Below are 21,260 nucleotides of genomic sequence, written 5' to 3' on the forward strand. Positions count from 1 at the left end.
ACGGCGTGTCGTGTGCGTGGTTTAAGTGTCGGGCTAGGTCGTGTCTGACAGACGGCCTCGCCGCAACTGCCGCGGTCCTGCATTGGTCTCAAATCCCATATAGACGGGCAAACTCGCACATGCCTGCCGACCGCGGAGCAGGTGACAGCGGAACATACACAATCCGTTTGTCAGATACGACTTAGCTCGCGAGCCGGCCGGCGACCTCGACGACGCGACGGGCCAGGTGGTCCAACGCGTCGGCCGTCGGCTCATCGAATTCGGCGATGTTGTCGTGGGTGGACACCAGGCTGGCGCCGTAGGGATTGCCGTCGACGAACTTCAGCGGATCCGTGTATCCCGGCGGCACGATGATGCCGCCGAAATGCATCAACGTGACATACAGCGTGAGCAGCGTGGTTTCCTGACCGCCGTGCAGCGTGTTGCTCGACGTGAACGCCGCGTACACCTTGTCGGCCAGCTTGCCCTCCGACCACAGCCCGCCCAGCCCGTCGAGAAAGTCGCGCAACTGCGCGGCCACCGAGCCGAATCGGGTGGGCGAGCCGAAGATCACCGCGTCGGCCCAGACAATGTCGTCGCCGGTGGCCACCGGAAGTTCCTTGGTGGCTTCGTAGTTCGCCGTCCAGGCGGGGTTTTTCGCGAACGACGCCGGGTCGCGCGTCTCCGCGACGTGGCGCACCCGGACCTCGGCGCCGGCCGCCTTGGCCGCCGCGGCGACGCGCTTGGCCATCGATGTGCCGTGGCCGGTGGCGGAGTAGTAGATGATCGCGAGTTTCGTCATGACGCCAGCCTAGGCATCTCGGTGATGCCGAACTCGCGACGCAACACCGTTCGGGCGGCGTAATACCCGGCCATCCCGTGCACCCCGGCGCCGGGTGGTGTGGCGGCCGAACACAGGTACACCTTGGGAATCGGTGTACTCCAAGGGTTTAACCGCGGTGTCGGTCCTAAGGTCGCGCGCAGCACCGAGGCCCCGCCCACGCCGATGTCGCCGCCGACGTAGTTGGCGTTGTGGTCGCTCATCCGCGCGGCGGGCACGGCGCGGGCCGCGACGACGACGTCGCGGAAGCCGGGCGCGAACCGCTCGACGACGCCGGTGACTGCCTCGGTCGCGTCCAGCGTGGAACCCGACGGCACGTGGGCGTAGGTCCAGAACGGTCGTCGGCCCGCGTCGTCGATGCGGCCGGGATCGGCGACGTGCGGTGAGGAGGCCAGCACCATCGGCCACTCGGCGTGCCGCCCGGCCGCGATGTCCGCCTCCGCGCGCGCCATCTGCGCGCGGCTGCCGCCGAGATGCAGCGTCGGCGCGCGCAAAAGCCGCGGGTCCGACCACGGGATGTCGTCGCTGAGCACGAAGTCAACCTTCGCGACGCCTGACCCAAACGTGTAGCGGCGCAATGCTTTAGCGTAGTTCGACGGGATCGACTCGCGGTATATCGAAAGCAGCGCGGTCGGGGCGGTGTCGAAGACGGCGACACCGGCTGGCGGGGAAGTGACCTCGGTGCCGGCGATCAATTCGCCGCCGTGCGCGCGCAGGTCCGCGATCAGCGCGTCGGAGATCGCCTGGGTGCCACCCACCGGAATGGGCCAGCCGACCGAATGGGCCAGGGTGGCCAGCATCAGCCCGGCGCCGGCCGACGCCAGCGACGGCAACGGCGTAATCGCATGGGCCGCAACGCCGGTGAACAGCGCGCGGGCGTCGTCGCCGCCCAGCGACCCCCACGCCGGGGTGCCCTGGGCCAGCATCCGCAGGCCCAGCCGCGCCGGGGTCAGCACCGAACCCGGAACCGAGCGCTTGTCACCGAGCAGGAAATCAACCACGTCGTCGGCGCGCGGCACCAGCGGACCGAGGAAGCGCCGCCAGGACGCGCCGTCGCCCAATTCGGAGCAGGTGCGGTCCAGATCCCGATAGGCGATCGCCGCGGGGCGGCCCGCCAGCGGGTTCGCGTAGGAGATCTCGGGCACCGCCAGTTGGACGCCCCGCGCGGGCAGGTCGAACTCCGCGAAGAACGGTGACGCCAGCGCCAGCGGGTGCACCGCGGAGCACACGTCGTGCAAGACTCCGGGAAATTCGAAGTCGGCATGGCTGCGGGCGCCGCCGCCGAACGTGGGCTGCGCCTCGATGACCTGGACTTTCAATCCCGCGCGAGCACAGATAACGGCCGCGGACAGCCCGTTGGGTCCGCTGCCGACGATGGTGACGTCCACGCTCTGATTACACCCGACTTGTCCGATGGCGGCGACCCGCTTCGCCCGACTCCGCCGCGCTCGCGATCCCCGACTACGCTGTCCGCGTGAACTTGCCTGTTGTATTGATCGCCGACAAACTCGCCCAATCAACCGTCGCAGCCCTGGGTGACCAGGTCGAGGTGCGCTGGGTAGACGGTCCCGACCGGGAGAAGCTGCTGGCCGCGGTGCCCGAGGCCGACGCGCTGCTGGTGCGCTCGGCCACCACAGTCGACGCCGAGGTGCTGGCGGCCGCCCCCAAGCTGAAGATCGTCGCCCGCGCCGGCGTCGGGCTGGACAACGTGGACGTGGACGCCGCCACCGCGCGCGGCGTGCTGGTGGTCAACGCCCCCACGTCGAATATCCACAGCGCCGCCGAGCACGCAATCGCGTTGCTGCTGGCCGCATCCCGCGAGATCGCCGCCGCCGACGCCACCCTGCGCGAACACACCTGGAAGCGGTCAAAGTTCTCCGGCACGGAGATCTTCGGCAAGACCGTCGGTGTGGTGGGCCTGGGCCGGATCGGGCAGCTCGTGGCCCAGCGGCTGGCCGCGTTCGGCACCCACATCGTCGCCTACGACCCCTACGTGTCGGCGGCCCGCGCCGCCCAGCTGGGCATCGAGCTGCTGTCGCTGGACGAACTGCTGGGCCGCGCCGACTTCATCTCGGTACACCTGCCCAAGACGCCCGAAACGGCCGGCCTGATCGGCAAGGAGGCGCTGGCCAAGACGAAGCCAGGCGTCATCATCGTCAACGCCGCGCGCGGCGGCCTGGTCGACGAGGCCGCGCTGGCCGAGGCCATCACCAGCGGCCACGTCCGCGCCGCCGGCCTCGACGTGTTCTCCTCCGAACCCTGCACCGACAGCCCGCTGTTCGAGCTGCCGCAGGTCGTCGTCACCCCGCACTTGGGCGCGTCGACGGCCGAGGCCCAGGACCGGGCGGGCACCGACGTCGCCGAGAGCGTGCGGTTGGCGCTCGCCGGCGAGTTCGTGCCGGACGCGGTCAACGTGGGCGGCGGGCACGTCAGCGAGGAGGTGGCGCCCTGGCTGGACCTGGTGCGCAAGCTGGGCCTGCTGGCCGCCGCCCTGTCCGACGAGCTGCCCGTCTCGGTCACCGTGGCGGTGCTCGGCGAACTGGCCGCCGAAGAGGTTGAGGTGCTGAAGCTTTCGGCTCTGCGCGGCCTGTTCTCGGCGGTCATCGAGGACGCCGTGACGTTTGTCAACGCGCCGGCGCTGGCCGCCGAGCGCGGCGTCACCGCCGAGATCACCAAGGCCACCGAGAGCCCCAACCACCGCAGCGTCGTCGACGTGCGGGCCGTCGCCGCCGACGGGTCGGTGGTCAATGTCGCCGGCACGCTGTCCGGGCCGCATTTCGTGGAGAAGATCGTCCAGATCAACGGCCGCAACTTCGATCTGCGCGCCCAGGGCACCAACCTGGCGATCAACTACGCCGACCAGCCCGGCGCGCTGGGCAAGATCGGCACCCTGTTGGGCGCGGCGGGGGTGAACATCCAGGCAGCGCAGCTGTCCGAGGATGCCGAGGGCCCCAGCGCGACCATACTGCTGCGGCTCGACCGCGACGTGCCGGCCGACGTGCGCTCCGAGATCGGGTCCGCGGTGGGCGCCAACAAGCTCGAAGTGGTCGACCTGTCATGACGTGCGCCCGCGAGCTAACCAGGTAGTTCGCGAGCGTAACGCCGTTGCGAGTTGCGGCGCCGTTTTTCGCGGCCCCGTTACGCTCGCGAAGCCTGACTATGAGAAGGAGTGGCGCCCATGACAAAGCTGGCCGTCATCGCCGGCGACGGCATCGGGCCCGAGGTGATCGCCGAGGCGCTCAAGGTGCTCGACGCCGTCCTGCCCGGCGTGGAAAAGACCGATTATGACCTGGGAGCGCGGCGTTTCCACGCGACCGGCGAGGTGCTGCCCGAGTCCGTCGTCCCGGAACTGCGCCAGCACGACGCGATCCTGCTCGGCGCGATCGGCGACCCGTCGGTCCCCAGCGGCGTGCTGGAGCGAGGTCTGCTGCTGCGCCTGCGCTTCGAGCTCGACCACCACGTCAACCTGCGGCCCGGCCGGCTCTATCCCGGGGTGAGCAGCCCGCTCGCGGGGAACCCGGACATCGACTTCGTCGTAGTTCGCGAGGGCACCGAGGGTCCCTACACCGGCAACGGCGGCGCGATCCGCGTCGGCACCCCCCACGAGGTCGCGACCGAGGTCAGCGTGAACACCGCGTTCGGGGTGCGCCGCGTGGTCGTCGACGCGTTCGCGCGGGCGCAGCAGCGCCGCAAGCACCTGACGCTGGTGCACAAGACGAACGTGCTGAGCTTCGCCGGCAAGCTGTGGTCGCGGGTCGTCGCCGAGGTCGGCGCGGACTATCCCGACGTGGAGGTGGCCTACCAGCACGTCGACGCCGCGACCATCTTCCTGGTCACCGACCCCGGACGCTTCGACGTGATCGTCACCGACAACCTGTTCGGCGACATCATCACCGACCTGGCCGCCGCGGTCTGCGGCGGAATCGGCTTGGCCGCCAGCGGAAACATCGACGCGACCCGAACGAATCCGTCGATGTTCGAGCCGGTGCACGGCAGCGCCCCGGACATCGCCGGTCAGGGCATCGCGGACCCGACGGCGGCGATCATGTCGGTGGCGCTGCTGTTGTCCCATCTCGGCGAGAACGAGGCGGCGGCTCGCGTGGACCGGGCCGTCGCGGCCTATCTGGCTAGTCGCGGGGACGAACGGCTCTCCACAACCGCCATCGGCGAACGGATTGCAGCCGCGCTGTAGTTTCCAAGCCCGGCGGGACCACGCGGATCGGCACAAACGGCACCGCCACCAGCGGGAACAGCCCGCACAGCGCCCACGCCGGCGGATACTTGGCGGCGCTGATCAGGGCGCCGAAGAGGGGCGGCCCGGCGGCCGCCATCAGTCGCTGCGTGGTGTTCTGGATGCCGAGCGCGCGACCGCTCCAGAACGGTCCCGCGTACTCGGTGATCGCGGTGGCTTCCAACCCGTTGTCGAGCACCGCGATCACCGAGATGACGATCATCAGTGGCACCTCGTACCGCGACCCCCGGTGATCCGCATACGCCAGCAGGAACAGCGTGCATGCGGCCGCGGCGGCGATGAGCGCTACGGGCCGCAATCGCGACCCGATCCGATCCGACCAGCGGCCGACCAGGATGCGGCCGAGCGCGCCGAGTAGCTGCGAGACCGTCATGATGGCGCCGGCGGCCGCGATCGACCAGCCGTCGTTTCTGATCAGCCAGACGAGCATGAACGTCACCGTCACCGTCTGCGGCATCATCAGCAGGGCGGATGCCACGTGGATTCGCCACAGCACCGACGATCCTCGATACGGGCTGGCCAGCTCCAGTTCCGTGGCCGTCTCGCGGGATTTGCGTGCCGGGTCCTTGATGCCGACGACGGCAATGAGCGCGGCCACGGTGCACGCCGTCGCAGGAAACAGCAGACCTGTGTGCGGGCTGTCCTTGGCGAGCTCAGGCATGACCAGCGCGCCCAGGGCGATGCCCAGCGGTTGCGCCGTCTGGCGGATCCCCATCGCCAGCCCGCGCTGTCTGGGCGGGAACCAGCCGGAAACCAGGCGGCCGCCGGCGGCGTTGCAGCTGGCCGCGGCCATGCCACCCAGAAACAGAAATACGCCGATCCACACCAGCGAATGCATCGACGCCGCGGCGTAGGCGGCGGCCGCGGTCAGCGCCGAGCCCACCGTCATCACGATCCGCTCGCCGATGCGGTCCAGCACGTAGCCCCACGCGACCAGCGTGACCACCATGCCCCAGCTGGGCATGGAGGCCAGCAGACTGGCTTGGGTCAGCGGGGTTTTGCGCTCCATCTCCAGGGCGGGGATCAGGAAGGCGACGCCGTTGATGAATAGGAACGAACTTGCCGTCACCACCAGCGAGATGGCCACGATCAGCCAGCGCCTAGTCGCGCTTGACGAACCCGCGTCGGTCGGGTCCTTCGGCATTCCGCTCATGCTACGGTTCGCCGTCAGCGATTCCGGCCAACGGCATGCGCCTGCGCTCGGTCCTCGAGCCCGGGCGGGACGAGAGCGGTCGGCACCAGCGGGGCGGCCGCCAGCGGGAACAGCCCGCACAGCGCGAAGGCCAGCGGATAGCCGGTCATGCTGATCAGGGCACCGAATACCGGTGGACCGGCCAGGTACATGACCCGTTGAGCGGTGTTCTGGACGCCCAGCGCGCGTCCACTCCAGAACTGCCCGGCGAATTCGGTGATGGCGGTGGCCTCTAACCCGTTGTCCATCACTGTGATTACCGAAACCGCGACCATGATCGGCACGGTGGCCGGGGAGTTCAGCTGATCGCTGAGCGCCAGCGCCAGCATGCCCAGGCCGGTGGCGCGCGCGATGGTCCGGACCGGGCGCATCCGGGAGCCGACGCGGTCCGACCAACGGCCGGCCGCGATACGGCTCAGCGCGCCGAGGAGCTGGGTGACCATGACCAGCGTGCCGGCCGAAGACGCCGACCAACCCTGACCCTTCACCAGCCACACCAGCAGGAAGGTCACCGTCACGTATTGCGGCATCGTCATCAGCGCCGACACCGCGTGGATTCGATACAGCACGCCATTACCCAGATACGGGTTGACCAGCTCCGTGTGACCGATCGGCCCGCGGTGATTGCGCGGCGGGTCGCGCACGATGGCGACGGCGGCCACCGCCGACACGGCGCACGCCAGCGCCGGGAACCACAAGCCCGAGGGCGGGCGATTTTCGGCCAGTCGGGGAATTACCAAGGCTCCCATGCCGATGCCGAGTGGCTGCGCCGTCTGGCGGACTCCCATCGCCAGGCCGCGCTGGTGCGGTGGGAACCAGCCTGCGACCAGCCGGCCGCCGGCCGGGAGGCTGCTTGCCGCGGCCATGCCGCCCAGGAAAAGGAACGTCCCTATCACCAGCAACGAATCGGACGCGGCCGCCGCGTAGGCCGCTGCGGCGGTCAGTGCCGACCCGACCGCAAGCACGAATCGCTCCCCGAGGCGGTCCACCACGTAGCCCCAGACGAAGAGCGTCACCACCATGCCCATGCTCGGCATCGCCGATAGCAGGCCCGATTGCCCCAGCGGGGTGCCGCGCTGAGAGTCGAGTGCGGGTATCAAGAACGCGACCGCATTGATGAAGGCGAACGAACTTGCCGTCACCAGGAGCGTGACGGCGACCATCGACCAGCGCGTCGTCGCGCCGACCGCCTCCGTCGACATCACGCCATGCTTGCACAGAAACGGACCGACCCGGCCATTTTCTGTTAGCGCCCAGTTATCTCCCAGTTCACCGACGCACGGTGTCCGGCCCGATCCGCTGCCCGACGCCGACACGCTTTAGGCTCATCCGAATGCGCCTTGGTCGAATCGCCAGCCCTGACGGAGTCGCTTTCGTCAGCATCGAAGGCGACCTGGACAGCCCCACCGACATGACCGCCCGGGAGATCGCCGAGCACCCGTTCGGGACGCCGACGTTCACCGGCCGCTCCTGGCCGCTGGCGGACGTCCGGCTGCTCGCCCCGATACTGGCCAGCAAGGTGGTCTGCGTCGGCAAGAACTACGCCGACCACATCGCCGAGATGGGCGGCGCCACCGGCCCGGTACCGGCGGACCCGGTGATCTTCCTGAAGCCCAACACCGCGATCATCGGACCGAACGTGCCGATTCGCCTGCCCGCCAACGCATCACCCGTGCACTTCGAGGGTGAGCTGGCGATCGTGATCGGCCGGGCGTGCAAGGACGTCCCGGCCGCGCGGGCCGCCGAGAGCATCCTCGGCTACACCATCGGCAACGACGTGTCGGCCCGGGACCAGCAGAAGGCTGACGGCCAGTGGACCCGCGCGAAAGGCCACGACACGTTCTGCCCGATCGGCCCCTGGATCGTCACCGATCTGGACCCCGCCGACCTCGCGCTGCGCACCGAGGTCAACGGCGCGGTCAAGCAGGACAGCCGCACCTCGCTGATGATTCACGACGTCGGCGCTATCGTCGAATGGATCTCGGCGGTAATGACATTGCTGCCGGGCGACCTGATTCTCACCGGAACGCCCGCGGGCGTCGGTCCGATCGAGGACGGCGACAGCGTCTCGGTGACCGTGCAGGGCATCGGTACCCTCGCCAATCCCGTAGTGCGCAAAGGAAAGCCGTGACCGAACTCGCACCCGTCCGGGTACGCTTCTGCCCGTCGCCGACGGGCACGCCACATGTCGGGATGGTCCGCACCGCGCTGTTCAACTGGGCGTACGCACGTCACACCGGCGGCACTTTCGTGTTCCGCATCGAGGACACCGACGCCGAACGCGACAGCGAGGAAAGCTATCTGGCGTTGCTCGACGCGCTGCGCTGGCTCGGCCTCGACTGGGACGAGGGGCCGGAGGTCGGCGGACCGTATGGGCCGTACCGGCAGTCGCAGCGCACCGAGATCTACCGCGACGTGGTCGAGCGGCTGCTGGCGGCGGGGGAGGCCTACTACGCGTTTTCGACGCCGGACGAGGTGGAGGCGCGCCACGTCGCGGCCGGCCGCAATCCCAAGCTGGGCTACGACAATTTCGATCGTCAGCTGACGGACTCGCAGCGCGCGGCGTACCTCGCCGAGGGGCGCAAGCCGGTGGTGCGGCTCCGGATGCCCGACGCGGACCTGGCCTGGGATGACCTGGTGCGGGGCACCACCACGTTCACGGCCGGTTCGGTGCCCGATTTTGCGCTGACCCGTGCCAGTGGAGATCCGTTGTACACGTTGGTCAACCCGTGCGACGACGCGCTGATGAAGATTACGCACGTGCTGCGCGGCGAGGACCTGCTGCCGTCGACGCCGCGCCAGCTCGCGCTGTATGAGGCGTTGATCCGAATCGGGGTCGCCGAGCGCGTCCCGCAATTCGCGCACCTGCCAACGGTGTTGGGGGAGGGCACCAAGAAGCTCTCGAAGCGCGACCCGCAGTCGAACCTGTTCGCGCACCGCGACCGCGGGTTCATCCCCGAGGGGCTGCTGAATTACCTTGCGCTGCTGGGCTGGGCGATCGCCGACGACCACGACCTGTTCAGCCTCGACGAGATGGTGGCCGCGTTCGACGTCGTCGACGTGAACTCCAACCCGGCCCGGTTCGACCAGAAGAAAGCCGACGCGCTCAACGCCGAGCACATCCGGATGCTCGGCCTTGAAGACTTCACCGGACGGCTGCGCGCCTACCTGGACACGCATAGCCACCACATCGAGTTGGATGACGCGCGATTCGCCGTTGCGGCCGAGCTGGTGCAGACCCGCATCGTCGTCCTCGGCGACGCGTGGGACCTGCTGAAGTTCCTCAACGACGACGCCTACGCGATCGACGAGAAAGCGGCGGCCAAGGAGCTCGGGCCCGACGGGCAGGCGGTTCTGGCGGCCGCGCTGGCCGCGCTGGATAGCGTGGCGGAGTGGACCACGGCACACATCGAGGAAGCGCTCAAGTCCGCGCTCATCGAGGGGCAGGGTCTCAAGCCGCGCAAGGCGTTCGGCCCGATCCGGGTTGCCGCCACCGGAACGACGATCAGCCCGCCGCTGTTCGAGTCGCTCGAGCTGTTGGGCCGTGACCGCAGCCTGCAGCGGCTGCGCGCCGCCCGTGCCGGCGACTGATGACGATTGCGCGTCGAGTCTTTGGTAGTGTGCACACCGGCTCTTAAAGGCCCACAACGGCGGGTAGCGGCGTTCGCAGGACGTGTACGAGGTCTGCGAAAGCGGTCTGACCAGCGGTTATAGGCAGCCAATGGGGTATGGTGTAATTGGCAACACAGCTGATTCTGGTTCAGCCATTCTAGGTTCGAGTCCTGGTACCCCAGCAAGGTCAGCGATTAGGCGGCCCTTCGGGGGTGAGATATGCTGACTGCTCGGTTCGGTTCTGGCCCCGTCGTCTAGCGGCCTAGGACGCCGCCCTCTCACGGCGGTAGCGTGGGTTCGAATCCCATCGGGGCTACAAAACCGCCGAGCAGACGCAAAAGCACCCAATTTCGTGCCGAAATGGGTGCTTTTGCGTCTGGTCGCGGGGACGCGGCTAGCGGCTTGCGGCGGGCGCGGTGGACCCGCCCACCGGCATCGCCGGCATGCCCAGCTTGCGGTGGTCCCAGGACCGCGCGCGCCGGCGGACGATGCGCACGCCGACCCGCTTGTTCATCATCTGGTCCACCAGCGGCTTCACGTCATCCGTATAGGGGCCGGTGTAGCGCTCCCACACGCTGACCCCGACCCGGTGCAGAGCGTCGGGATCGTCGACGATCTCGGCCACGCCCTCGAACGCGACCCCGCGCAGGGTGTCGTAGGTGTCGCCGTCCTCGATCAAAAACGTCACCCGCGGGTCGCGCTTCAGATTGACCGCCTTCTGCGACTTCGCCTTGGTCTCCAGCCAAATCTCGTCGTCGACGACGGCGTACCACATCGCCGTCAGGTGCGGTTGGCCGTCGGGTCCGATGGTGGCCAGGGTCCCGGTGCGGCTCTTGACGACGAAATCGGCAATTTCCGCCTCGGACATGACGATGCTCGCGCGCTGGTTGGTTCCCATGGGCGTCAGTCTGTCAGGCCCGCTCGCGTCGAGTCTGCGGTGGTGGCGTCGAGCCTGCGGTGAGGGCGTGTGGACGTTTGAAATCCACGTCGTGGGCGCAGAGTCAATGCCGCGTGTGGCGGGGCGCGTGTTGAGTCTGCGTCTGCTGCGCGAAAGTGCGAGAAGCCGCCGCGGTGAGCGCAGAGTCGATGCCGCGTGTGGCGGGGCGCGTGTTGAGTCTGCGTCTGCCGCGCGAAAGTGCGAGAAGCCGCCGCGGTGGGCGCAGAGTCAATGCGGCGTGTGGCGGGGCGCGTGTTGAGTCTGCGTCTGCTGCGCGAAAGTGCGAGAAGCCGCCGCGGTGGGCGCAGAGTCGATGCGGCGTGTGGCGGGGCGCGTGTTGAGTCTGCGTCTGCTCGGCGAAAGTGCGAGAAGGCGCCGCGGTGGGCGCAGAGTCGATGCCGCGTGTGGCGGGCCGCGTGTGGCGCGCCGGGGCAGCGCAGAGTCAATGCCGCGTTACAGCCGGCGGGTGAGCGCGTCGGAGGCGGCCAGCAGGTCGGCGGCCCACCGCGCGCCGGGGCGTCGACCCATCCGGTCGATGGGTCCCGACACGGAGATCGCGGCGATCACCGCGCCGCGGCCGTCGCGCACCGGCGCCGACACGCTCGCGACACCGGGCTCGCGCTCGGCCACGCTCTGCGCCCACCCGCGGCGGCGCACGTCGGCCAGCACCCGCCCGCTGAATTTCGCCGACGGCAGCACTGCGGCCTGGGTGGCCGCGTCGCTGTGGGCCAGCAACACTTTGGCCCCCGACCCGGCCGTCATCGGCAACCGCGCGCCGACGGGAACCGTATCGCGAAGGCCCGCAGGCGGTTCCACGGCGGCGATGCAGACCCGCGAAATGCCCTCGCGGCGGTACAACTGCACGCTCTCGCCGGTGGTCTGGCCCAGTTGCGGCAGCACTGCCGTACTCGCGGCCACCAGCGGATCGTCGACACGCGCCGCGAGTTCGGTGACCGCGGGCCCCAAACACCAGCGGCCCTCGTCGTCGCGGCCCAGCAGGCGGTGAAACTCGCAGGCGGCGGCCAATCGGTGTGCGGTGGCCCTGGGCAATCCGGTTCGCTCACACAATTCGGCCAGACCGCACGGAGATTCCGCGATCGTGTGGAGTATGTCGACGGCTTTGTCGAGCACGCCGATACCGCTAGACTGTCTCACAGAGAGATACTAGCGTCTCGCATTCTGAGATAACAGCCCGGATGCTCGGCGAGCCGCGAACGACCGAACAGAGGCGACTTCGAGATGGAATCCACTACCGGCACGCCGCGCACGCTGGCCGAGAAGGTTTGGGACGACCACGTTGTGGTCCGCGGCGAGGCCTCGAAGACGGGCCAGGAGCCCGACCTGATCTACATCGACCTGCATCTGGTGCACGAGGTGACCAGCCCGCAGGCCTTCGACGGCCTGCGGCTGGCGGGCCGTCCGGTGCGCCGCCCAGACCTGACGCTGGCCACCGAGGACCACAACGTGCCGACCCTCGACATCGACAAGCCCATCGCCGACGAGGTGTCGCGCACCCAGGTGGAAACATTGCGCCGCAACTGCGCGGAATTCGGTGTGCGGCTGTATCCGATGGGCGACATCGAGCAGGGCATCGTGCATGTCGTCGGCCCGCAGCTGGGCCTCACACAGCCCGGCATGACGATCGTCTGTGGCGACAGTCACACGTCCACCCACGGCGCATTCGGTGCGCTGGCAATGGGTATCGGCACCTCGGAAGTCGAGCATGTTCTCGCAACCCAGACGTTGCCTTTAAGGCCGTTCAAGACCATGGCGGTCAACGTCGACGGCGTGCTGCCCCCCGGCGTCACGGCCAAGGACATCATCTTGGCGCTGATCGCCAAGATCGGCACCGGCGGCGGGCAGGGTCACGTCATCGAATACCGGGGCAGCGCCATCGAATCGCTGTCCATGGAAGGCCGGATGACGGTCTGCAACATGAGCATCGAGGCCGGCGCCCGGGCCGGCATGGTGGCGCCGGACGACACCACCTACGAGTTTCTGCGCGGTCGCCCGCACGCGCCGACGGGCGCCCAGTGGGACGAGGCCCTGGCCTACTGGCAGCAGTTGCGCACCGACGACGGAGCCGTGTTCGACACCGAGGTCTACCTCGACGCCGCCGCGTTGAGCCCCTTCGTCACCTGGGGCACCAACCCCGGCCAGGGGGTGCCGCTGGCGGCGGAGGTCCCGGATCCCGAGCTGATGACCGACGACGCCGAGCGCCAAGCCGCCGAGAAAGCATTGGCATACATGGACCTTCGGCCCGGCATGGCGATGCGCGACATCGCGGTCGACGCCGTGTTCGTCGGCTCGTGCACCAATGGGCGCATCGAGGATCTGCGGGTGGTGGCCGGAATCCTGCGCGGCCGCAGGGTGGCGCCGGGAGTGCGGATGCTGGTCGTTCCGGGCTCGATGCGCGTCCGCGCGCAGGCCGAAGCCGAAGGCCTCGGTGAGGTTTTCACGGCCGCGGGCGCCGAATGGCGCCAGGCGGGTTGCTCAATGTGCCTGGGTATGAACCCCGATCAGCTTTCGCCGGGTGAGCGGTGCGCCGCCACGTCCAACCGCAACTTCGAAGGGCGACAGGGCAAGGGGGGCCGCACGCATCTGGTTTCCCCGTCCGTCGCCGCAGCCACCGCGGTACGCGGCACGCTATCCGCTCCGGCGGATTTGAATTGAATTCACGCCCACGCCAGACCTTGAGGACGGGACAAGCCATGGAAGCCTTTCGCACCCACACCGGCATCGGAGTACCGCTGCGGCGGTCGAATGTCGACACCGACCAGATCATTCCCGCGGTCTTCTTGAAGCGCGTCACCCGAACCGGTTTCGAGGACGGATTGTTCGCGACCTGGCGGTCAGATCCGTCATTTGTGCTAAACCTCAGCCCCTTTGACAGGGGCTCGGTTCTGGTCGCGGGACCCGATTTCGGCACCGGCTCGTCGCGTGAGCATGCCGTCTGGGCGCTCATGGACTACGGATTCCGAGTGGTTATCTCAGCCCGGTTCGGCGACATATTTCGGGGCAACGCGGGCAAGGCGGGGCTGTTGGCCGCCGAAGTTGCCCAAGATGACGTGGAACTGCTTTGGAAGCTCATCGAGCAGAGTCCGGGATTGGAAATCACTGTCAATCTTCAAGATCGAAATATCACCGCGGGAACGGTGGTGCTGCCGTTCAACATTGACGATCACACCGCGTGGCGACTGCTCGAGGGATTTGACGATATAGGCCTTACGCTGCGGAAACTCGACAAAATTGAGGCGTTCGAGGCGACTTATCCGTTCTGGAAACCGCGGACCCTGCCCACCTCCTGACGCGTCGAAAAGCGGAATTTCGCCGCCGACGACGCGGTCGAGCCGGGTCAATTTCCCGGCCGCGCCACCGGGCAAGGGCGGCAACCGGATTGCGGAAATGCCGGTTGCTGAGGCCTGAAATTGCGCGTGGCTCTTGGCAATTTGCCAGGTGAGGGTTTACCGTGTCTGCTAGTCGGTTCCAAAACGTGGACCACTGGCCTGGAGGGTTTGGATGAACAAAGCAGAGCTCATAGATGTGCTCACACAGAAATTGGGCTCGGATCGGCGGCAGGCGACCAACGCCGTCGAGCATGTCGTCGACACCATTGTGCGTGCGGTGCACAAGGGTGACAGCGTCACCATTACCGGGTTCGGTGTGTTCGAGCAGCGGCGCCGCGCGGCCCGGGTGGCCCGCAATCCGCGTACCGGCGAGACGGTGAAGGTGAAGCCGACTTCCGTCCCGGCATTCCGTCCGGGTGCTCAATTCAAAGCCGTTGTCTCTGGCGCACAGAAGCTTCCGGCGGAAGGTCCCGCGGTGAAGCGAGGCGTCGCGACAAGCGCAGCCAAGAAGACCGCGTCGAAGCGGGCTCCCGCCAAGAAGGCGGCCACCAAGGCTCCGGCCAAGAAGGCCGCCACCAAGGCTCCGGCCAAGAAGGCCGCGACCAAGGCTCCGGCCAAGAAGGCGGCCACCAAGGCCCCGGCCAAGAAGGCCGCGACCAAGGCTCCGGCCAAGAAGGCGGCCACCAAGGCTCCGGCCAAGAAGGCCGCGACCAAGGCGCCCGTGAAGAAGGCGGCCGCCAAGGCGCCGGTGCGCAAGGCCGCGTCCAAGGCTCCGGCCAAGAAGGCTCCGGCCAAGAAGGCGACGACCGCACGTCGGGGCCGCAAGTAACGCAGTAGATCTCACCGCAGATACCCTTCGGGCGGCAGCTGCCCCCGAAGGGTATCTGTGCGTTAAGCCCGCACGTTGGCGGCCAGCGCGCCGCCGATGTGGTCGGCCGCCACCAGTCGCCCCGCGGCGAACGACAGCACCCACGTGCTGCCCTTGTGATTGCGGGCCTTGTCGGCAACCACCCCGTCGCGTTCACACCACCAAGCGATCAAGTCGGGAATCACCTTGCCCTGCGAGCAGATCACCGGTGTGCCCGACCGCGCGGCGATCTGCAGCATCCGGTTTCGGCCGCGCTTGGGATTCTTGGCGTAGGCCTCCTCGCTGAGGCTGGGTTCGTCGCGGATGCGCACCCCCAGCTCCTCGGCGAGGGGCTGCACCGTCTGCTGGCAGCGCGCTCGGTCGGCTGCATGCACGTGGCTGGCGCCGAACGCCAGCAGTTGCGCAACCAGCGCCTCGGCCTGCGCGCGGCCCTTCTTGTCCAGCGGCCGTTTTGTGTCGTCGCCGTGGTAGCGCGCCTTGCTGCCCGCCGTTCCGTGCCGGACCACCAGCACGGTGTGCGTGTCCGGCGGGTATTTGGTGAACAGGCGCAAGACCTTTCGATCCTGCGCATACTGCAGCTTCTTCATCGCCTCGGGGATCGGCAGCCAGACCAGCTCGTCGACCTCGTTTCCGGGGGTGAACTCCCCACCGGTGCTGCGCGCCGCCCAGTAGTACACCTTCTTGACGCCTTGCTCGATCGGGTAGCTCACCGCGACCAGCCGCCTGCCGAGTACGGCGTGGTGACCGGTCTCCTCGAGCACCTCCCGCGCGGCCGCCACCGGTGTGGTCTCGCCGGGGTCCACCTTTCCCTTGGGCAGCGACCAGTCGTCGTAGCGCGGCCGGTGGATCACCGCGATCTCGGGAGCGCCCTTGGCGCTCTTGGCTTTGGCCGACTTGGTGCCGGCGGGTCGCCACAACACCGCACCGGCGGCGTAGACGGTCCGGTTCCCCGAGCGCCGTCGGGCGGACGAGTTCTGGGGCGACACCTTAACTCCTGCAGGTCAATTCGGGCAGGTCGGCTCGTGCTTGGTGGGACGGTCGGGAGCGGCTCGTGTCAGGGGCTGCTATGCCGCTCCATCAGCGACGCCTGGTGATCGCGCACGTTCTCGCCCTCCTGAGGCGCCGCGGTCCACTGTCCGTCGGACCCCAGCTCCCAGCACCGGGTAGCGGGATCCAGTGCGGATTCGAACAACTCGTCCAGTTGCGCGGTGAGCCTCGGGTCCTTGACCTGAGCCATCACCTCTACGCGGCGGTCGAGATTGCGGTGCATCATGTCGGCGCTGCCGATCCAGAACTCGTCGAGCGCGCTGAAGTGGATGATCCGCGAGTGTTCCAGGAAGCGGCCGAGAATCGAGCGGACGGAGATGTTCTCCGAGAAGCCTTCCGCGCCGGGACGCAGGGCGCAGATGCCGCGCACCACGATCTCCACCCGCACGCCCTCCTGCGAGGCGCGGTAGAGCGCGTCGATGACCTGTTCGTCGACGAGCGCGTTCATCTTCAGCCGGATTCGGCCCGTGCCGTTCTCGCGGTGGGCGGCGGCCTCGCGCTCGACGCGCTCGATGATCCCGGTCCGAATGCTGTGCGGCGCCACCAGGATGTTGCGGTAGGACACCTTGCGCGAGTAGCCGGTGAGCGAGTTGAACAGGTCGGTCAGGTCCGCGCCGAGGTCGGGGTTGGCGGTCAGCAGGCCGACATCCTCGTAGAGCCGCGCGGTCTTGCCGTTGTAGTTGCCGGTCCCGATGTGGCAGTAGCGCCGGATCGCCGGACCCTCGCGGCGCACCACCAGGCAGGTCTTGCAATGGGTCTTGAGCCCGACGTAGCCGTAGACCACGTGCACGCCCGCTTGCTCCAGTGTGCGGGCCCACCGGATGTTGGCCTGCTCGTCGAAACGCGCTTTGATCTCGACCATTGCCACCACCTGCTTTCCGGCTTCGGCGGCGTCGATCAGCGCGCGGACTATCGGCGAGTCACCCGACGTGCGGTACAACGTCTGCTTGATCGCCAGCACGTTGGGGTCGGCGGCCGCGTGTTCGATGAAGCGCTGCACGCTGGTGGAGAACGAGTCGTACGGATGATGAAGCAACACATCGCCTTCGCGCAGCGTCGCGAAGATGCTGCGGGGCGATTCCCGGTCGGCGAAAGCGGGATTGGTTGCGGGAACGAAGGTCCGGTCCTTAAGCGCCGGCCGGTCCAGGCCGTAGACCTGCCACAACGACGAAAGGTCCAGCAGGCCGGGCACCTCGATGACGTCGCCGGGATCCACGTCGAGCTCCCGCAGCAGCAGCTCGAGCATGCTTTCGGTCATGTCGTCGGCGACCTCGAGGCGCACCGGCTTACCGAACCGCCGCCGCGCCAATTCCCGCTCCATCGCCTGCAAAAGGTCCTCGTCGCGGTCCTCCTCGACCTCGAAATCCGCGTTGCGGGTAATGCGGAACGCATGGTGTTCGACGATCTCCATGCCCGGGAACAGCACCGGAAGGAACGCGGCGATCAACTCCTCCATCGGTAGGAAGCGCACCCGAACCGGACCTTCGAATTGCGAGCCCTCTTCCGTGTCGCCCGCGGGGCCGTCCAGCTCCACGAAGCGATCGACGTTGTCGGGCACCTTGACCCGGGCGAAGTGCTGGCCGCCGTCCTCGGGCTGCGTCACGGTGACCGCGAGGTTCAGGCTCAGCCCGCTCACGAACGGGAACGGGTGGGCCGGGTCGACGGCGAGCGGGGTCAGGACCGGGAAGACCTGCTCGTGGAAATACGTCGACAATTGGTCGCGCTCAGCCTGATCCAGGTCCGCCCACGTGACGATCGAGATGCCCTCCTCGCCGAGCGCCGGCAGCACCGAGTCGAGGAACACCCGCGCGTGCCGGCTGGCGATCTGCTGGGTCTGTTCGCCGATGCGGCGCAATTGCTCACGCGGTGTCAGGCCGTCGGCGGAGCGCACCGACAGGCCCATCTCGTCGCGGCGCTTCAGGCCGGCCACCCGGACCATGTAGAACTCGTCGAGGTTGGACGCGAAGATCGCCAGGAACTTCGCGCGTTCCAGTAGCGGCAGCGAGTTGTCGTCGGCCAGTGCGAGAACCCGCGCGTTGAAGTCCAGCCAGCTCAGTTCCCGGTTGAGGTAGCGGTCCTCCGGCAGCTGGTCGGTGATCGCGGCCGGGGTTGCCGCGGGCGGCGCCGCCACGGGCGATTCGCCCGGAGTCCAGAGGTTCTCGTCGGGCCGCGCCTCGGCTTCGATTTCAGTCACCCTGCGATCATTGCTCATCACCTGCGGCTGCTGCTAGCGCGCGACGCACATCCATATTTCGTTGGGGTTCCGTTCACTCGCCGGACAGGTTCGTCATCGGTGGGCGACGGCGCGCGCGGTCGCCGCCCCGACGCCGAGGCGGCGGGCGACCGCCAGGTCGGCGGGTGTGTCGACGTCGCAGCGCAGGCCGGGCCACGCCCCGGTGAGTTCGATGGCGCCCGAACGACGATGCCGCGCCGCGGAATCCGCGCCGAACTGCGGGTCCAGGGCGGTGCCGAACGCGCAGAGGGCCGACGTCCCGGTGCCCAGCCGGTCGGTGACGAAGCTGCGCCGGTGTGGGCGGGCCGCGGCGATCGCCTCGTCCAGTTCCTGAGTCTGCAAAGCTGGCAGATCACCTTGCAGCACAACGAGATTGGTGACCTTGCCGGCGAGCGCGCGCTCCGCGGCGGCGATGGCGTGGTTGAGCGGGTCGCGGTGTCCGTCGGGCGTCGGGTCGGTCAGCACGTCGGCCCCGAGGTCGGCGGCCGCCGCGGCGGCGGCCTCGTCGGGCGTGACGACGGTGATCGAGTGCAGGCAGCGAACCCGTCCCGCCGCGGTCAACGTGTCCGCCAGCATCGCCAGCACGACGCTCTCCCGGGTGCGGGCCGAGAACACCGGCGCCAGCCGGGTCTTGGCGGCGGCCAGCCGCTTGACGGCGATGATCAGGGCGATGTCGTCGAGGTTGTGCGCCCCCTCGCCCCGTGTGCCGCTCATGCGGTCATCCTGCCAGCGTCGCGCTAACGTGATCGTGGCAGCCGAGCTGGGAGCACATCCGACGACACCTGGGAGCGCGTATGGCCGTTGCGGTGATGGGCGCCGGTGCGTGGGGCACCGCGCTGGCCCGGGTGCTCGCCGACGCGGCGGGGCCGGGCGCGACCGATTCAGAGGTCGTCCTGTGGGCGCGCCGCGCCGACGTCGCCGAGCAGATCAACACGACCCGGTACAACCCCGACTACCTGCCCGGCGCGCTGCTGCCGCCGAGCATCCGCGCGACCACCGACGCCGCCGAGGCGCTGGACGGCGTGACGACGGTGCTGCTCGGTGTGCCGGCGCAGACCCTGCGTGCCAACCTCGAGGTGTGGGCGCCGCTGCTGACGCCCGGCGCCACCCTGGTCAGCCTGGCCAAGGGCATCGAGCTCGGGACCCTGATGCGGATGAGCCAGGTCATCGTCTCGGTGACGGGAGTGGACCCCAGTCAGGTCGCGGTGATCTCGGGGCCCAACCTGGCCAGTGAGATCGCCGAGCGCGAGCCCGCCGCCACCGTCATCGCGTGCAGCGACTCCGGCCGCGCGGTGGCGCTGCAGCGGATGTTCAACAGCGGCTACTTCCGGCCCTACACCAACGCCGATGTCGTCGGCACCGAGATCGGCGGGGCGTGCAAGAACGTCATCGCGCTCGCGTGCGGGATGGCGGCGGGCGTCGGCCTGGGCGAGAACACCGCGGCGGCCATCATCACGCGCGGCCTCGCGGAGATCATGCGGCTGGGCATCGCGCTGGGCGCCAAGGGCGCGACGCTGGCGGGCCTGGCCGGCGTCGGCGACCTGGTCGCCACCTGCACGTCGCCGCACTCGCGCAACCGCTCGATGGGCGAACGCCTGGGCCGTCGGGAAAACGCCTTGCAGGTCACCGACGGGCACGTGGTGGAGGGGGTGACGTCCTGCCAGTCGGTGCTGGCGCTGGCGTCCAGCTACGACGTGGAGATGCCCCTCACCGACGCCGTGCACCGCGTCTGCCACAAGGGCCTGTCGGTGGACGAGGCGATGGCGCTACTGCTGGGCCGCAGCACCAAGCCCGAGTAAAACCGCAGGTCGCGGCGTTGGACCCCACCGCGGCGGGCCACACCCGGTAACCTCTCCAGGTTGTGAGTGCCAGCCAGCGCGTCCGCGTGGCCGTCGTATTCGGCGGCCGCAGCAACGAGCACGCCATTTCGTGCGTGTCGGCGGGCAGCATTCTGCGCAATCTCGACCCGCAGCGATTCGACGTGATCGCGGTCGGCATCACCCCGCACGGGTCGTGGGTGCTCACCGACGGCAACCCCGACACGCTGGCGATCACCGACCGGAAGCTGCCCGAGGTGACCGCCGCGTCGGGCACCGAACTGGCGCTGCCCGCCGGCACGGGCTCCACCGCGGTGGACGTACTGACGTCGGTCGACGTGGTCTTCCCGGTGCTGCACGGGCCGTACGGCGAGGACGGCACCATTCAGGGGTTGCTCGAGCTCGCCGGGGTGCCCTATGTCGGTGCCGGCGTGCTGGCCAGTGCCTCGGGCATGGACAAGGAGTTCACCAAGAAGCTGCTGGTCGCCGACGGGCTGCCGGTGGGTCCGTATGTCGTGCTGCGCGCGACACGGCCGACCCTGTATCCCGAGGAGTGCGAACGGCTGGGCCTGCCGGCGTTCGTCAAACCCGCGCGGGGCGGCTCGTCGATCGGGGTGAGCCGGGTGTCGGGCTGGGACGAACTGCCCGCCGCGGTGGCCGCCGCGCGCTGCCATGACCCGAAGGTGATCGTCGAGGCCGCGATCAACGGCCGCGAGCTGGAGTGCGGCGTGCTCGAGATGCCCGACGGCACAGTGGAAGCCAGCACGCTGGGGGAGATCCGGGTGGCCGGGGTCCGCGGCCGCGAGGACGGGTTCTACGACTTCGCGACCAAATACCTCGACGATGCGGCCGAACTGGACGTGCCCGCCAAGGTCGACGACGACGTCGCAGACGAGGTGCGGCAGTTGGCGATCCGCGCGTTTCGGGCCATCGACTGCCAGGGCCTGGCCCGGGTGGACTTCTTCCTCACTGACGACGGGCCGGTCATCAACGAGATCAACACGATGCCCGGCTTCACCACGATCTCGATGTACCCGCGGATGTGGGCGGCCAGTGGCGTGGACTACCCAACGTTGTTGGCCACCATGGTGGAAACCGCGCTGGCCCGCGGCGTCGGGCTGCGCTGAGCTGTCAG

18 protein-coding genes and 2 tRNA genes are annotated in these 21,260 nt (G+C 68.7%); 11 read left to right on the top strand and 9 right to left on the bottom strand.

The genetic code is table 11. The annotated features are described in order from the left end of the window. Window positions 1-181: 181 nt before the first annotated feature. Complete coding sequence (gene wrbA / locus AC5Y5V_RS24165) at window positions 182-781, bottom strand: NAD(P)H:quinone oxidoreductase (RefSeq protein ID WP_499940455.1); 600 nt, start codon at window positions 779-781, stop codon at window positions 182-184. Then, on the bottom strand, window positions 778-2,208 hold the full coding sequence (locus tag AC5Y5V_RS24170) for a phytoene desaturase family protein (RefSeq protein WP_499940457.1): 1,431 nt from the start codon (window positions 2,206-2,208) through the stop codon (window positions 778-780). The genes wrbA and AC5Y5V_RS24170 overlap by 4 nt, the downstream gene beginning before the upstream one ends. Window positions 2,209-2,294: 86 nt before the next feature. Here AC5Y5V_RS24170 and serA point away from each other — a divergent pair, with 86 nt between their 5' ends. Next, window positions 2,295-3,881, top strand: a complete 1,587-nt coding sequence (gene serA, locus AC5Y5V_RS24175; protein WP_499940458.1) for a phosphoglycerate dehydrogenase — start codon at window positions 2,295-2,297, stop codon at window positions 3,879-3,881. Between the two features lie 117 nt (window positions 3,882-3,998). After that, window positions 3,999-5,012: a 3-isopropylmalate dehydrogenase gene (locus tag AC5Y5V_RS24180; RefSeq protein WP_499940460.1), complete on the top strand. Its 1,014-nt coding sequence runs from the start codon at window positions 3,999-4,001 to the stop codon at window positions 5,010-5,012. Here the strand turns inward: AC5Y5V_RS24180 and AC5Y5V_RS24185 are convergent. Together AC5Y5V_RS24185 and AC5Y5V_RS24190 are read right to left on the bottom strand one after the other, a co-directional pair. Beyond that, window positions 4,948-6,216 carry an MFS transporter gene (locus tag AC5Y5V_RS24185; protein WP_499940462.1) on the bottom strand — a complete coding sequence of 423 codons (1,269 nt, stop codon included), beginning with the start codon at window positions 6,214-6,216 and terminating at the stop codon, window positions 4,948-4,950. The two genes, AC5Y5V_RS24180 and AC5Y5V_RS24185, sit on opposite strands and share 65 nt — an antisense overlap. A 23-nt stretch (window positions 6,217-6,239) precedes the next feature. Next, complete coding sequence (locus tag AC5Y5V_RS24190; RefSeq protein ID WP_499940463.1) at window positions 6,240-7,466, bottom strand: MFS transporter; 1,227 nt, start codon at window positions 7,464-7,466, stop codon at window positions 6,240-6,242. 131 nt (window positions 7,467-7,597) lie between these two features. Here AC5Y5V_RS24190 and AC5Y5V_RS24195 point away from each other — a divergent pair, with 131 nt between their 5' ends. From AC5Y5V_RS24195 to AC5Y5V_RS24210, 4 genes are all read left to right on the top strand, one after another. Next, window positions 7,598-8,395, top strand: a complete 798-nt coding sequence (locus tag AC5Y5V_RS24195) for a fumarylacetoacetate hydrolase family protein (RefSeq protein ID WP_499940464.1) — start codon at window positions 7,598-7,600, stop codon at window positions 8,393-8,395. Further along, a complete protein-coding gene (gene gltX, locus AC5Y5V_RS24200; RefSeq protein WP_499940465.1) occupies window positions 8,392-9,855 on the top strand; it encodes a glutamate--tRNA ligase in 1,464 nt (487 codons plus the stop codon). Before AC5Y5V_RS24195 ends, gltX begins: the two co-directional genes overlap by 4 nt. A gap of 131 nt (window positions 9,856-9,986) precedes the next feature. Beyond that, window positions 9,987-10,058, top strand: a tRNA-Gln gene (locus AC5Y5V_RS24205). A gap of 61 nt (window positions 10,059-10,119) precedes the next feature. After that, window positions 10,120-10,192: transfer RNA gene (locus AC5Y5V_RS24210), tRNA-Glu, on the top strand. Between the two features lie 78 nt (window positions 10,193-10,270). Here the strand turns inward: AC5Y5V_RS24210 and AC5Y5V_RS24215 are convergent. Together AC5Y5V_RS24215 and AC5Y5V_RS24220 are read right to left on the bottom strand one after the other, a co-directional pair. Next, a complete protein-coding gene (locus tag AC5Y5V_RS24215; protein WP_499940466.1) occupies window positions 10,271-10,774 on the bottom strand; it encodes a PPOX class F420-dependent oxidoreductase in 504 nt (167 codons plus the stop codon). A 492-nt stretch (window positions 10,775-11,266) separates the two neighbouring features. Further along, entirely contained in the window at window positions 11,267-11,968 is a 702-nt protein-coding gene (locus AC5Y5V_RS24220; RefSeq protein ID WP_499940467.1) for an IclR family transcriptional regulator, read from the bottom strand. Window positions 11,969-12,052: 84 nt separating this feature from the next. Between AC5Y5V_RS24220 and leuC the strand changes: the two genes are divergently transcribed. From leuC to AC5Y5V_RS24235, 3 genes are all read left to right on the top strand, one after another. After that, window positions 12,053-13,486, top strand: coding sequence for a 3-isopropylmalate dehydratase large subunit (leuC, locus tag AC5Y5V_RS24225; protein WP_499940469.1), 1,434 nt, complete (start codon window positions 12,053-12,055; stop codon window positions 13,484-13,486). Window positions 13,487-13,524: 38 nt separating this feature from the next. Further along, complete coding sequence (leuD, locus tag AC5Y5V_RS24230) at window positions 13,525-14,121, top strand: 3-isopropylmalate dehydratase small subunit (protein ID WP_499940471.1); 597 nt, start codon at window positions 13,525-13,527, stop codon at window positions 14,119-14,121. Between the two features lie 211 nt (window positions 14,122-14,332). Then, a complete protein-coding gene (locus AC5Y5V_RS24235; protein ID WP_499940473.1) occupies window positions 14,333-14,989 on the top strand; it encodes an HU family DNA-binding protein in 657 nt (218 codons plus the stop codon). 62 nt (window positions 14,990-15,051) lie between these two features. On the opposite strand, the gene mutT1 is transcribed toward AC5Y5V_RS24235, so the two are convergent. The 3 genes from mutT1 to cofC all read right to left on the bottom strand — a co-directional run bounded on the left by mutT1 (window position 15,052) and on the right by cofC (window position 19,022). After that, on the bottom strand, window positions 15,052-16,014 hold the full coding sequence (gene mutT1, locus AC5Y5V_RS24240) for an 8-oxo-(d)GTP phosphatase MutT1 (RefSeq protein WP_499940475.1): 963 nt from the start codon (window positions 16,012-16,014) through the stop codon (window positions 15,052-15,054). Window positions 16,015-16,082: 68 nt separating this feature from the next. After that, complete coding sequence (locus AC5Y5V_RS24245) at window positions 16,083-18,290, bottom strand: RNA degradosome polyphosphate kinase (RefSeq protein ID WP_499940476.1); 2,208 nt, start codon at window positions 18,288-18,290, stop codon at window positions 16,083-16,085. A 72-nt stretch (window positions 18,291-18,362) separates the two neighbouring features. Then, on the bottom strand, window positions 18,363-19,022 hold the full coding sequence (gene cofC / locus AC5Y5V_RS24250) for a 2-phospho-L-lactate guanylyltransferase (protein WP_499940477.1): 660 nt from the start codon (window positions 19,020-19,022) through the stop codon (window positions 18,363-18,365). Between the two features lie 80 nt (window positions 19,023-19,102). Here cofC and AC5Y5V_RS24255 point away from each other — a divergent pair, with 80 nt between their 5' ends. Beyond that, the gene (locus AC5Y5V_RS24255) at window positions 19,103-20,107 is read left to right on the top strand and encodes an NAD(P)H-dependent glycerol-3-phosphate dehydrogenase (protein WP_499940478.1); all 1,005 of its coding nucleotides are present in this window, start codon (window positions 19,103-19,105) and stop codon (window positions 20,105-20,107) included. Window positions 20,108-20,169: 62 nt separating this feature from the next. After that, window positions 20,170-21,252, top strand: coding sequence for a D-alanine--D-alanine ligase family protein (locus AC5Y5V_RS24260; RefSeq protein ID WP_499940479.1), 1,083 nt, complete (start codon window positions 20,170-20,172; stop codon window positions 21,250-21,252). Window positions 21,253-21,260: the final 8 nt, after the last annotated feature.

The sequence above is a fragment of the Mycobacterium sp. NGS68 genome (assembly GCF_059812195.1).